Annotated in this window: 11 protein-coding genes; 2 read left to right on the top strand and 9 right to left on the bottom strand. The window is 66.9% G+C overall.

The features are described from left to right. Positions 1 to 2 precede the first annotated feature (2 nt). Positions 3 to 1,862, bottom strand: coding sequence for an ABCB family ABC transporter ATP-binding protein/permease (locus tag AC1VNM_RS27795; RefSeq protein ID WP_483109062.1), 1,860 nt, complete (start codon positions 1,860 to 1,862; stop codon positions 3 to 5). A gap of 98 nt (positions 1,863 to 1,960) precedes the next feature. On the opposite strand from AC1VNM_RS27795, the gene AC1VNM_RS27790 reads away from it, so the two are divergent. Together AC1VNM_RS27790 and AC1VNM_RS27785 are read left to right on the top strand one after the other, a co-directional pair. After that, positions 1,961 to 2,428, top strand: a complete 468-nt coding sequence (locus AC1VNM_RS27790; RefSeq protein WP_483109061.1) for an acyl-CoA thioesterase — start codon at positions 1,961 to 1,963, stop codon at positions 2,426 to 2,428. 251 nt (positions 2,429 to 2,679) lie between these two features. Further along, a complete protein-coding gene (locus tag AC1VNM_RS27785) occupies positions 2,680 to 4,020 on the top strand; it encodes a dicarboxylate/amino acid:cation symporter (protein WP_377157165.1) in 1,341 nt (446 codons plus the stop codon). A 70-nt stretch (positions 4,021 to 4,090) separates the two neighbouring features. On the opposite strand, the gene AC1VNM_RS27780 is transcribed toward AC1VNM_RS27785, so the two are convergent. From AC1VNM_RS27780 to AC1VNM_RS27745, 8 genes are all read right to left on the bottom strand, one after another. After that, positions 4,091 to 4,798, bottom strand: coding sequence for a hypothetical protein (locus tag AC1VNM_RS27780; protein ID WP_483109060.1), 708 nt, complete (start codon positions 4,796 to 4,798; stop codon positions 4,091 to 4,093). Then, positions 4,795 to 5,043 carry a hypothetical protein gene (locus AC1VNM_RS27775; RefSeq protein WP_431101980.1) on the bottom strand — a complete coding sequence of 83 codons (249 nt, stop codon included), beginning with the start codon at positions 5,041 to 5,043 and terminating at the stop codon, positions 4,795 to 4,797. Before AC1VNM_RS27775 ends, AC1VNM_RS27780 begins: the two co-directional genes overlap by 4 nt. Before the next feature lie 224 nt (positions 5,044 to 5,267). Beyond that, positions 5,268 to 6,029, bottom strand: coding sequence for an enoyl-CoA hydratase (locus AC1VNM_RS27770; protein WP_297524543.1), 762 nt, complete (start codon positions 6,027 to 6,029; stop codon positions 5,268 to 5,270). Between the two features lie 84 nt (positions 6,030 to 6,113). After that, on the bottom strand, positions 6,114 to 6,965 hold the full coding sequence (locus tag AC1VNM_RS27765; protein WP_483109059.1) for an alpha/beta hydrolase family protein: 852 nt from the start codon (positions 6,963 to 6,965) through the stop codon (positions 6,114 to 6,116). A 172-nt stretch (positions 6,966 to 7,137) separates the two neighbouring features. After that, complete coding sequence (locus AC1VNM_RS27760; RefSeq protein WP_483109058.1) at positions 7,138 to 8,352, bottom strand: acetyl-CoA C-acyltransferase; 1,215 nt, start codon at positions 8,350 to 8,352, stop codon at positions 7,138 to 7,140. Positions 8,353 to 8,378: 26 nt separating this feature from the next. Further along, positions 8,379 to 10,775, bottom strand: a complete 2,397-nt coding sequence (locus AC1VNM_RS27755) for a 3-hydroxyacyl-CoA dehydrogenase/enoyl-CoA hydratase family protein (RefSeq protein WP_377157172.1) — start codon at positions 10,773 to 10,775, stop codon at positions 8,379 to 8,381. A gap of 79 nt (positions 10,776 to 10,854) precedes the next feature. Continuing rightward, the gene (locus AC1VNM_RS27750; RefSeq protein WP_377157173.1) at positions 10,855 to 11,328 is read right to left on the bottom strand and encodes a DUF2147 domain-containing protein; all 474 of its coding nucleotides are present in this window, start codon (positions 11,326 to 11,328) and stop codon (positions 10,855 to 10,857) included. A gap of 96 nt (positions 11,329 to 11,424) precedes the next feature. Beyond that, the gene (locus tag AC1VNM_RS27745) at positions 11,425 to 13,215 is read right to left on the bottom strand and encodes an acyl-CoA dehydrogenase C-terminal domain-containing protein (RefSeq protein ID WP_377157175.1); all 1,791 of its coding nucleotides are present in this window, start codon (positions 13,213 to 13,215) and stop codon (positions 11,425 to 11,427) included. Positions 13,216 to 13,254: the final 39 nt, after the last annotated feature.

Raw genomic sequence — 13,254 nt, 5'->3', positions numbered from 1 at the left:
GTTTATCCCTGCGGATCCTGTCGGTCCTGCCCGTCCTGCTGAAGGGCCCACATCTGGGCGTAGCGGCCGCGTTGCGCCAGCAGCGCCGCGTGCGTGCCCCGCTCGACGATGAGACCCTGCTCCATCACCAGGATCTCGTGCGCGTCGACCACGGTGGACAGCCGGTGCGCGATGACCAGCACGGTCTTGTCCTGCGCGGCGGCCTCGAGCTCGGCCTGGATGGCGCGCTCGTTGCGCGAGTCCAGTGCCGACGTCGCCTCGTCGAAGATCAGGATGGGCGGGTTCTTCAACAGCGTGCGCGCGATGGCCACGCGCTGCTTCTCGCCGCCGGAGAGCTTCAGGCCGCGCTCGCCGACCATGGTCTGGTAGCCCTGGGGCAGATGGCGGATGAAGTCGTGGATGTGCGCGGACTTCGCGGCGGCCTCGATCTCCTCGGTCGTCGCCTCGGGCCGGCCGTAGGCGATGTTGTAGGCGATCGTGTCGTTGAACAGCACCGTGTCCTGCGGCACGATGCCGATGGCGCGGCGCACGCTGTGCTGCGTGACCTCGGCCAGGGACTGATCGTCGATGGCGATGCGGCCCGACTGCGCGTCGTAGAAGCGGTAGAGCAGCCGCGCCAGCGTGCTCTTGCCCGAACCGCTGGGGCCGACGACCGCGACCTTCTTCCCCGCCGGGATCTCCAGGCTCACGCCCTTGAGGATGGGGCGCTGCGGCTCGTAGGCGAAGTGCACGTCATCGAAACGCACCGCCGCGCCGCTCACGCGCAGCGCCTGCGCGCCGGGCGCGTCGGCGATCTCGCGCTCGCGGGCCAGCAGGCCGAACATCTTGTCCAGGTCGGTCAGGCTCTGCTTGATCTCGCGGTAGATCACGCCGAGGAAGTTCAGCGGGATGTAGAGCTGGATCATGAACGCGTTGATCATCACGAGATCGCCCAGGCTCATGCGGCCGTCGACGACGCCCTGTGTCGCGCGCCACAGCATCGCCACCAGCGCGACCGCGATGATCACCTGCTGCCCGCTGTTGAGCAGCGACAGCGTCCGCTGCGACTTCAGTTGCGCGCGGCGCAGGCGCTCCAGGCTCTGGTCGTAGCGGGCGGCCTCGAAGTCCTCGTTGTTGAAGTACTTCACCGTCTCGTAGTTCAGCAGCGAGTCGATCGCCTTGCTGTGCGCGTGCGAATCGAGCTCGTTGAGCAGCTTGCGGTACTTGGTGCGCCACTCGGTGACCACGATCGTGAAGCCGATGTAGAACACCAGCGCCGCGCCGGTGATCCAGGCGAAGAGCACGTCGAACTTCACCGCGAGCAGGCTGAGCACGAGCACGACCTCGACCAGCGTCGGGAAGATGCTGTAGAGCGAGTACGAGATCAGCGCATGCACGGCGCGCGTGCCGCGCTCGATGTCGCGGGTCATGCCGCCGGTCTGGCGCTCGAGGTGGAAGCGCAGGCTGAGGTCGTGCAGGTGACGGAACACCTGCAGCGAGATGCTGCGCGAGGCGCCCTCGGTGGCCTTGGCGAAGATCAGCTCGCGGGCCTCGGTGAAGAGCGAGGTGCACAGCCGCAGCAGGCCGTAGGCCAGAAGCAGCCCGACCGGCACGACCATCAGCGCCTGCGCGCTGCCGGCGGGGATGTCGAGGCTGTCGACGAGCTGCTTGAGCAGCAGCGGCACGCCGACGTTGGCCAGCTTGGCGGCGACCATGAAGGCCAGCGCGATGCCGACGCGCCAGCGGTAGCGCCAGAAGTACGGGAGCAGGCGGGCGATGGTGTGCCAGTCGCCGCGCGCTTCGGGCGCGGCGGCGCCTTCGGGCAGCGGCGCGGACGGGGCCGAGGGAGTCGGCGTAGTGCCGGCGAGTGTGGAACGGCGCATGGAGAGGGAGCGTGGGCCTGCCGTGGAGTCGGGCATCCGCCCTGGCGAGGGCGGACATGCTGGACGACAATGCCGCTCATTGTCACCGTTTGGCCATCATGAGCGACTCCACCGATCCGAATGCCCCCGCCAGCACCGCCGGCCCCGCCGCGCACCCGTCGGGCGCGCCCCTGCTGTCGCCCGAGACCATCGGCCCGCGCGAGCTCGTGATGCGCGTGATGCCGATGCCGGCGGATGCCAACGGCAATGGCGACATCTTCGGCGGCTGGATCATGGCGCAGGTCGACCTGGCCGGATCGGTGCTGCCGGCGCGCATCTCGCGCGGCCGGATCGCGACGGTGGCGGTGAACCAGTTCATCTTCAAGCAGCCGGTGTCGGTGGGCGACCTGCTGAGCTTCTACGCGCAGGTCACGCGGATCGGGCGCACGTCGATCACGGTGCACGTCGAGGTCTTCGCCGAGCGCAACCCGGCCAATCCGCATGTGGTGAAGGTGACCGAGGCCAACCTCACCTACGTCGCGATCGATCGCGACGGCAAGTCGCGCGTCTTCGGCGAAGCGGTCTGATCGCCGCCCGGGCACGACACGCTGCGCCTGGCCCCGTGGCCGTCCTCGTTGCCCGTTGGTGAACGGCGCGGCCCCGCAATGGGGCCGTCCGGCTGGTCTGCGCCCCGTGGTGCGAATGGGCATTCGCGCACCAGGGTTAGTACGTAGATCCCGCAGCATCGAAAAAACCTCGGGTGGGATACTGCCCGGCCAGGGTGCGCAGACACGCCGGTGACGGCGCCTGCGGCCACCCGCAACCGGAGCCGTATCCCATGCTGACCCCCTCCGCTTCCGCCGCGCCGGCCGAGTCCGTGCCGTGGTATCGCCACCTCTACCTGCAAGTCATCATCGCGATCGCGATCGGCATCACGCTCGGCTATTTCGAGCCCGCCTTCGCCGTCAAGCTGCAGCCGCTGGGAGACGCCTTCATCAAGCTGGTGAAGATGATCATCGCGCCGGTGATCTTCCTGACCATCGTGACCGGCATCGCCAGCATGACGCAGCTGAGCGCGGTCGGCCGCGTGTTCGGCAAGGCGATGGTCTATTTCCTGTTCTTCTCCACGCTGGCGCTGATCGTCGGCCTGGTCGTGGCCAACGTCGTGCAGCCGGGCGCCGGCATGAACGTCAACGTGGCGGACCTGGACCAGAAGGAAGTGCACCGCTACGTCGAGAAGACGCACGACCTGACCCTGGTCAGCTTCCTGATGGACGTGATCCCGAAGTCGCTGATCGGCGCGCTGGCGGACGGCAACATCCTGCAGACGCTGTTCGTCGCGGTGCTGTTCGGCATCGCGCTGGCGCTGACCGGCGACCGCGGCAAGCCGGTGCTGACTTTCTTCGAGTCGCTGACGGCGCCGGTGTTCCGGATGGTCCACATCCTGATGAAGGCCGCACCGATCGGCGCGCTGGGCGCGATGGCGTTCACCATCGGCAAGTACGGGCTGGCCTCGCTGCTCAACCTGGGCATGCTGGTGGGCAGCTTCTACCTGACCTCGCTGTTCTTCGTGCTGGTGATCCTGGGCATCGTGGCGCGGCTGTGCGGCTTCTCGATCCTGAAGCTGATCCGCTACCTGAAGGCCGAGCTGCTGCTGGTGCTGGGCACCTCGTCGTCGGAGTCGGCGCTACCGTCGCTGATGGAAAAGATGGAGAAGGCGGGCTGCAAGAAGACCGTGGTGGGGCTGGTCGTGCCGACGGGCTACTCGTTCAACCTGGACGGGACCAACATCTACATGACGCTGGCGGCGCTGTTCATCGCGCAGGCGACCAACACCGAGCTGACGCTGACCCACCAGATCACGCTGCTGCTGGTGGCGATGCTGAGTTCCAAGGGCGCGGCGGGCGTGACGGGCGCGGGCTTCATCACGCTGGCGGCGACGCTGTCGGTGGTGCCGGAGGTGCCGGTGGCCGGCATGGCGCTGATCCTGGGGGTGGACCGTTTCATGTCGGAATGCCGGTCGCTGACCAACTTCGTCGGCAACGCGGTGGCGACGATCGTCGTGTCGAAGTGGGAGAACGCGCTGGACCACGACGCGCTGGACCTGGCGCTGTCGGGCAAGACCGTCGATCCGGACGATCTGCCGGTGCGCGTGGCCGGACCGGCCGAGACCGCGTGAGCGATCACGCGGCATGAACGACAACGGGCCTCGAGGGGCCCGTTGTTCATTCTTCTTCGTGCGGTCGGCGTCATGGCGAGGCCCTCACGCGAGGTTTGCTGGCGGTGCGCGCTTGGACGGCGCGGGCCATTGCCGCATCGGCCTCCGCCAGTTCCTCATCGCTGAGCAATGCAGCGCCTACGCCCTCCGGAAGAAACCAACCGAGCACACACTGCTGATCTCGCACAGCCAATTGGATGTGCGTACCCGAGCGGAATTCGGTGCCGTCCAAAATCGGCCGTCCCTGATAGAAGGCGGCACGAACGAGTTGCCAAGACGGATGTCCATCCCGTTCACGCATTTCGTGCCCGATGTTGAACACCGCGCAGTCCAGCCCGCGCAGCAACATGGATTCATCCTCGGCGTCAGCAGGTCGATTGACCGGCATGGGGCGTCCGGACAGGTTCTGCGCGACCCTGAGTTCGGCCATGGCGGACTGGTACTCCCGCCGACCGGACAGCGTCGTCATGTCCCAGCATTGAGAGACACAGAGCACCGCGCCAACGACGGCAGGAGAAACAATGGGGCGTGCCGAGTAGAGCTTGGAAGCCTGCTGGCGTGAAGCCTCCGCAAAACCCAACGCACGCTCTGCATCCCCTTCAAAGAAATACACACCGTCCCCAAGCCAGTCATAGCGATTGGCGGATGGCGTGAGTCGCGCAAGTCGCCCCTTCACCAGCCTGTCGCGAACCGTGATATCGCAGCCGTGGAATGCGAGGATCAACTGCCCCTGGTTCATTGATACCTCGGCATCAGGTTCCCCTCGTCGTCGATGATGCCGGCCTTCTTGGCCAGTTCGAACGCCACCTCCGGCGAATGCACCTTCAAACTGTCTTCGCGCGGCAGCCCAAAGGTGCCGACCTTGTGCGCCCAGCTCGGCGGCTCGGTCACTTTCACCGACGCCTTCGCGACCTGCCCGCAGCGCTCGCACAGACTTTTGCGCTTGGCCGGCTTCGCGCTCTTTCCATTCGACTTCTTGCTCATCAGGACTCGCTCCAATCAACAGAGGAGTGCTCATGATTTCAAGGCGGCGTGATCGCGCCAATCGCACGTTGTCGTGCAGTTGGCGCTCTCGGTGACTCGGTCAAGTGGTGCCAATTGCGCGAATGAGGGTTGTCCGTCGACGGCATCCCGCAGAAAGCAGAAAGCAGAAAGCAGAAAGGGCGCCCACGGCGCCCTCTCGTTCAGTGCGGCATCGCCGCGCCCGATCAGAACTTCGAGAAGTCCGGCTGGCGCTTCTGGAAGAAGGCCTGGAAGGCCTCCATCGCCTCGGGGCTGCGCAGGCGCGCGCCGAAGATCTCGGCCTCGGCCTGGATCGTCGCCAGGAGCTCGTCCTTCGACGAACGGCGCATCAGCTGCTTGCTCTCGCGCACGGCGCTGGGGGGCAGCTTGTTGAAGCGCTCGGCGATGCGGCGCGCATGCGCCACGACTTCGCCCGCCGGCAGCACCGCGTTGGCGACGCCGCATTCCACCGCCTGCTCGCCGGTGAAGGGATCGCCCAGCAGGATCTTCTCGGCCGCGCGGCGCGGGCCCATCAGGCGCGGCACCAGCAGGCTCGAGCCGAATTCCGGCACCAGGCCCAGGCTCACGAAAGGCATCGCCAGCCGCGCGTCGTCGGCCACGTAGACGAAATCACAGTGCAGCAGCAGCGTCGTGCCGATGCCGATCGCCGCGCCGTTCACCGCCGCCACGATCGGCTTGTCGCAGCCCACCATCGCCCGCATGAACTGGAACACCGGCGCGTCCTCGTCCCGCGGCGGGCTGCCCATGAAGTCCTCGATGTCGTTGCCCGAGGTGAAGATCTGCGGCTGGCCCTGGATCAGCACCGCGCGCACGGCGTTGTCGGCGTTGGCCGTGACCAGCGCGTCAGCCATCTCCTGGTACATCGCGCGGGTCAGCGCGTTCTTCTTTTCCGGTCGTGCGATCTCGATGGTCTGCACGCCGTTCACGATGGCGGTCTTGATGCTCATGAAGCACTCTCCTCGTTAGGTCTGCCGTCCGCCTGCTGCCTCATGCAGTCCGGCAACGGATGGTGTTCGGATGAATGGACGCGATCATGCCAGCCACGCGCTCACCTGCGGCCACAGGCTGCGCTCGAATCGATCGCGGAAGAAGCCGAAATGGCCGATGCGACGCTCCCCGATGTCCTTGGGGGCGATGCGGCGCATCTCCGGACGCGCGCCGGCATAGAAGCCGTGCAAGGACTCCGTGTTGCGGCGGGACATGAACTCGTCGTCGGTGAAGGCCAGCGAGAGCATCGGCACCGACAGCGACGCGTACTGCGCGCGCAGCGCGTCGCCGCCCTCCCCCATCATGTACTCGCGGTCCAGGCACCAGCGTCGCCATTGCGCCATCACGCCGCGCGGCAGGTCGCCGACCTTGCGCAGCTTGCGGCCGGGGAAGTAGCCGAAGGTCGGCAGCGCGAGCGGGACCACGACGTACCAGAGCCACCACACGTAGCGGCGCAGGCCGATCGAGTTCTCGCGCCAGTAGCCGCTGCCGCAGCCCACCGTCACGGCGCGAGACACGCGGGAACGGTTGGGCAGCATGCCGAGGATCTGGCCACCAAGGCTGTGACCCAGCCAGTGGATCTCGCGGCGGTCGCCGAGCAGGCGGTCAAGGTGCGACAACGCCGCTGCGGCGTCGCGCTCGGCCCAGGTGTGGATGTCGGCTTCAAGCCCTCGCAAGGAGCGCTTCATCGCGTCCGGACGCGAGGCGCCCATGCCGCGATAGTCGAAGCTCAGCACCAGCCAGCCCTGCTCCGCCATCCAGCGGGCGAAGGCAGCGTAGTAACGCTGCTCCACACCCATCGCCGGAGCGATCAGCAATCCCGCCTTCGCGGTCGCCACATCGCCGTAGAGATGGCCTCGAAGCTCAAAGCCATCCTCCGCTCGGAAACTGATCATCGCGATCTCCCCCGATGCCGTTTGGCGTCCTGCTCAGGGCGCCTACCTGCGCTTGGCCAAGCGCGGGCTCTCCACGCAGCAGGGGGCATCCCTCCGGGAACCCCCAGCAGCATTCCGGCCCCAGCGAATCTCTTGGACTCGCGAAGACCGTACTTGAAGAACCGAGCGCTTCTTACAGGCGCTCGATGATGCCCGCCGCGCCCTGGCCGGCGCCGACGCACATGGTGACCATGCCGTACTTGCCACCGGTGCGACGCAGACCGTGGATCACCGACGCCGCACGGATCGCGCCCGTCGCGCCCAGCGGGTGGCCCAGGGCGATCGCGCCGCCGTTGGGGTTCACCTTGGAACGGTCCAGCACGATGCCCTTGCTGTCCAGGTCGTTCAGCACCGCCAGCGATTGCGCGGCGAAAGCTTCGTTCAGCTCGATCCAGCCCAGGTCCTCGGCCTTGATGCCGGCCAGCTTCAGCGCCGCCGGAATCGCCTCGATCGGGCCGATGCCCATGATCTCGGGCGGCACACCACGCACGGCGAAGGAGACGAAACGCGCCAGCGGGGTCAGGCCGAAACGCTTCACGGCCGCTTCAGACGCCACGATCAGCGCGCCCGCGCCGTCCGAGGTCTGCGAGCTGTTGCCGGCCGTGACGCTGCCCTTGGCGGCGAACACCGGCTTGAGCTTGGCCAGACCTTCCATCGACGTGTCCTTGCGCGGACCTTCGTCGGTGTCGACGATGCGGCTCTTGACGATGACCCCGTCACCGTTCAGGTCCGGCTGGCGGTCCTTCAGCTCGAACGGGGTGATCTCGTCCTTGAAGTAGCCGCCTTCGATCGCGGCCAGCGCGCGGCGGTGCGACTCCAGCGAGAACTCGTCCTGCGCCTGGCGCGAGACCTTCCACTTGTCGGCGACCTTCTCGGCCGTCAGACCCATGCCGTAGGCCAGGCCGATGTTCTCGTCGCGTTCGAAGATCGCAGGCGGGAACGAGGGCTTGTTGCCGCCCATCGGGACCATGGACATCGATTCGACGCCGCCGGCGATCATCACTTCGGATTCGCCGATGCGGATGCGGTCCGCCGCCATCGCCAGGGCGGTGATGCCCGAGGCGCAGTAGCGGTTCACCGTCACGCCGCCGACCGTGTTCGGCAGGCCCGACAGCACGGCCGCGACGCGCGCGATGTTCATGCCCTGCTCACCTTCGGGGAAGGAGCAGCCGATGATGGCGTCCTCGATCACCGACGGGTCCAGGCCCGGCACCTGGGCCATGGCGGCCTGGATGACGCGCGACAGCATCTCGTCCGGACGGGTGTTCTTGAAGTAGCCCCGGCCCGACTTGCCGATGGGCAGGCGGGTGGCGGCGCAGATGTAGGCGTCTTGAACTTGCTTGCTCATGATGTGTTCCTTGTGTGCCGCTCGGATCAGTTGCGGACCGGCTTGCCGGTCTGCAGCATGCCCATGATTCGCTCTTGGGTCTTCGGATGCTCGAGCAGGCTGCAGAAGTGCTTGCGCTCCAGCGACATCAGGTATTCCTCGGTCACCAGCGAACCGGCTTCCACTTCACCGCCGCACACCACGTCGGCGATCAGCGAGGCCAGGTGGAAGTCGTGCGCGCTGATGAAGCCGCCGTCACGCATGTTGGCCAGCTGGGCCTTCACGGTGGCGATGCCGGAACGGCCCGCGACCGGGAACTTGGCCTTGAGCGGGGCGCGGTAGCCGGAGTCCGCCATCGCCTTGGCCTGGGCCGTGGCGACGAACAGCAGCTCGTCCTTGTTGGGGACGATGATGTCGCTGTCGAGCAGGTAGCCCAGCTTCTGCGCTTCCAGCGCGGAGGTCGCCACCTTGGCCATCGCGGCGTTGGTGAAGCCGTCCTTCAGGAAGGCGAAGATGTCCGCGTTGGCATTGCCGGCCGAGGCCATTTCCGCGGCGCGGCGCGCGATGTAGGTCAGGCCGCCGCCGCCCGGGATCAGGCCGACGCCCACTTCCACCAGGCCGACATACGACTCCATGTGCGCGACGCGGCGGGCGCAATGCACCGCCAGTTCGCAGCCGCCGCCCAGCGCCAGACCGCGCATCGCGGCGATGACCGGGACGCTGGCGTAACGCACGCGCAGCATCATGTCCTGCAGCTTCTTCTCTTCCGGGGCGATGCCCTTGGCGCCCTTGGTCATGAAGACCGGCATCAGCGCTTCGAGGTTGGCACCGGCGGAGAACACGTCGTCCGGCGACCAGATGACCAGGCCCTTGTACTTGGCCTCCGCGATCTCGACGGCCTTGAGCAGGCCCTCGGTCACCGTCGGGCTGATCAGGTGCAGCTTGGCGTTGATCGAGGCGATCAGCACTTCGCCGTCCAGCGACCAGACGCGGACTTCCTCGTTCTTGAACTCTTCGGTGCCGGCCTTCAGCGGCTCGACGGCGCCTTCGCCGACCAGCGCTTCGGGGAAGGCCTGGCGCTCATAGACCGGCAGCTTGGCGCGCGGCTTGAACTTGCCTTCGGCGGCGCTCCACGAGCCGTCCTTCGAGTGCACGCCGCCGTTCTCGGCGACCGGGCCTTCGAAGACCCAGGCGGGCAGCGGCGCGCTCGACAGCGTCTTGCCGGCGTCGATGTCGGCCTTGACCCACTCCGCGACCTGCTTCCAGCCGGCGGCTTGCCACAGCTCGAACGGGCCCTGCTGCGAGCCGAAGCCCCAGCGCATGGCGAAGTCGATCTCGCGCGCGGTGTCGGCGACGGTGTCCAGGTGCACGGCCACGTACTGGAAGGAGTCGCGCAGGATGGACCACAGGAACTGGGCCTGCGGGTTGCTCGATTCGCGCAGCAGCTTGATGCGGTCCGCGGCCGGCTTCTTCAGCATGCGCGCGACGATCTCCTCGGCCTTGCCGCCGCCGGCGACGTATTCACCGGTGGCGAAGTCCAGGCGCTGGATGTCCTTGCCGACCTTCTTGTAGAAGCCCGCGCCGGCCTTCTGGCCCAGCGCGCCCTTCTCGATCAGGCCCGCCAGCACCTTGGGCGTGGCGTAGGTCGAGTAGAAGGGGTCATCCTTCAGGTTGTCCTGCATCGTCTTGACGACGTGGGCCATCGTGTCCAGGCCCACCACGTCCGCGGTGCGGAAGGTGCCCGACGAGGCGCGACCCAGCTTCTTTCCGGTCAGGTCGTCGACGACGTCGACGGAGAGGCCGAACTTCTCCGCCTCGATCATCGTGGCCATCATGCCGGCGATGCCGACGCGGTTGGCGACGAAGTTGGGCGTGTCGTTGGCGCGCACGACGCCCTTGCCGACCGCCGAGGTCACGAAGCTCTCGAGCTGATCGATGACTTCGGGGTTGGTGGTCGGCGTGTTGATCAGCTCGACGAGGTACATGTACCGCGGCGGGTTGAAGAAGTGGATGCCGCAGAAGCGCGGCTTGATCGATTCCGGCAGGACTTCCGACAGCTTGGTGATCGACAGGCCCGAGGTGTTGGACGCCACGATCGCGTGCGGTGCCACGAAGGGCGCGATCTTCGTGTACAGGTCCAGCTTCCAGTCCATGCGCTCGGCGATGGCCTCGATGATCAGGTCGCAGTCCTTGAGCAGCTCGAGGTGTTCCTCGTAGTTGGCCTGCTGGATCAGCGCGGCGTTCTCGGCCACGCCCAGCGGCGCCGGCTTGAGCTTCTTCAGGCCCTCGACGGCCTTGGTGACGATGCCGTTCTTCGGGCCTTCCTTGGCGGGCAGGTCGAACAGGACGACCGGCACCTTCACGTTGACCAGATGGGCGGCGATCTGCGCGCCCATCACGCCGGCGCCGAGCACGGCCACCTTGCGAACTTGGAATCGACTCATGGTTTCTCCAATGAACATCCCGAGGATGTAGGAATGTGGTTTGTACGGCGCGCTCATGTCGGCGCGTCCATCGATCGCTTTATTCGACGCGGATCCAGGTCTGCGTGCGGCCCAGCATCGGCATGCCGACGAAACCGCGGACCTCCAGCTTCTTGCCTCCGTCGACCGGACGCAAGCGGACGCGATAGACCTTGCCGTTGCCCGGGTCGAGGATGTCGCCGCCGTCCCAGAGCGCGGCGTCGCCGACGTTCTTCTTGACGCCGCGCAGGATCGTCAGCCCGATGATGGGCTGGCCCTTGCGCTCGTCGCTGCATTCGTCGCACTTGGCGTCCTGCTTGCCCGGATCCGTGATCTTCTCGATCTTGCCGGAGAGCACGCCGTTGGTCTCGCTGATGCGGACCGTCGAGCGCTCCTGCTTGGTGTCGTCGTCGATGGTCTTCCAGACGCCGACCGGCGTGGTGGCGGTCGCCGCCGGCGCGGAGGCCTGCGCGAGCGCCAGGTTGGCGGACAGTCCGAGGCCCAGGGCGACGGCGGTGGCGAACAGCGGTTTCATCGTGTCTCTCTCCGATCTTTTATTTGGGAACGCAGCGGCGGACGCGCCAGGGGGAACGCGGGCGCCCCGCTCGAGGGGGCGCCCGTGACGCTGTCCTTAGAACAGCGCCTCGTCCATTTCCATCAGCGGGCTCAGACCGGTGCGCGCGGTGCGGATCAGGCTCGCGGTCTCGGGCAGCAGCTTGGCGAAGTAGAAGCGCGCCGTCGCCAGCTTGGCGGTGTAGAACGGATCGCCGCTGTCCTTCTTCTCCAGCGCCAGCTTGGCCATGCGCGCCCACATGTAGGCGAAGGTCAGGTGACCCACGACGCGCAGGTAGTCCACCGCGGCGGCGCCGACTTCATCGGGGTTCTGGAAGGCCTTCATGCCGATCTCGGTGGTCAGCTTGGTGACCTTGTCGCCGATGTCGGCCAGCGGGTTGATGAACTCCTGCATCGCTTCGCTGGTGCCCTCTTCCTCGACGAACGCGGCGATCTTCTTGCCGAACTTCTTCAGCGTCGCGCCGTTGTTGCCCAGGATCTTGCGGCCCAGCAGGTCCAGCGACTGCACGGTGTTCGTGCCCTCGTAGGTCATGTTGATGCGCGAGTCGCGCACGAACTGCTCCATGCCCCACTCGTGGATGTAGCCGTGGCCGCCGAAGACCTGCATGCAGTGCGAGGTGGCGATCCAGGCGTTGTCCGAGATGAAGGCCTTGATGATCGGAGTCAGCAGGGCGACTTCGTCCTCGCAGGCCTTGGCCTCGTCGGCGTCGTCGCTGCTCAGCGCCTTGTCGAGCTGCAGCGCGGTGTAGGCCGACAGCGCGCGGCCGCCTTCGGCGTAGGCGCGCGCGGTCAGCAGCATCTTGCGGACGTCGGGGTGGACGATGATCGGATCGGCCGGCTTGTCCGGCGACTTCGGGCCCGACAGCGCGCGCATCTGGATGCGGTCCTTGGCGTAGACGACGGCGTTCTGGTACGCCACTTCGGTCAGGCCCAGCGACTGGTTGCCGACGCCCAGGCGGGCGGCGTTCATCATCACGAACATCGCCTGCAGGCCCTTGTTGGGCTGGCCGACCAGCGTGCCGACGGCGCCGTCCAGCACGATCTGCGCCGTGGCGTTGCCGTGGATGCCCATCTTGTGTTCCAGGCCGCCGCAGTAGACCGGGTTGCGCTCGCCCAGCGAGCCGTCGGCGTTCACGTTGAACTTCGGCACGATGAACAGCGAGATGCCCTTGGAGCCTTGCGGCGCGTCCGGCAGGCGGGCCAGCACCAGGTGGACGATGTTCTCGGCCAGGTCGTGCTCGCCGGCGGAGATGAAGATCTTCTGGCCGGTGATCTTGTAGGTGCCGTCGGCCTGCGGCTCGGCCTTGGAGCGCAGCAGGCCCAGGTCGGTGCCGCAGTGCGGCTCGGTCAGGCACATCGTGCCGGTCCACTCGCCGGAGGTGAGCTTGGGCAGGTAGGTGGTCTTCTGCTCGGGCGTGCCGTGCGCATGCAGCGCTTCATACGCGCCGTGGCTCAGGCCCGGGTACATGGTCCAGGCCTGGTTGGCCGAGTTCATCATCTCGTACATGAACTGGTTCAGCAGGACCGGCAGGCCCTGGCCGCCGTACTCCGGGTCGCACGACAGCGAGGGCCAGCCGCCCTCGACGTACTGCGCGTAGGCTTCCTTGAAGCCCTTGGGCGCCTTGACCTCGTGCGTGGTCTTGTCCAGCGTGCAGCCTTCCTGGTCGCCCGACAGGTTGATCGGGGTCAGGACTTCCGACGCGAACTTGCCGCCCTCTTCCAGCACCGCGTTGATGGTGTCCTCGTCGACCTCCGCATGCGCGGGCAGCAGCTTCAGCTCGTCGACTGCGTGCAGCAGCTCGTGCAGCACGAACTTCATGTCGCGCAGGGGCGGGTTGTACTGAGGCATGGGGGTCTCTCCTGAGGATTGGTTCTGTGAAAGGATCGA

The sequence above is a fragment of the Mitsuaria sp. MSU3D genome (assembly GCF_056867975.1).
Note: the sequence above shows the minus strand (reverse complement) of the source record. Positions and strands in the feature narration are given on the sequence as shown.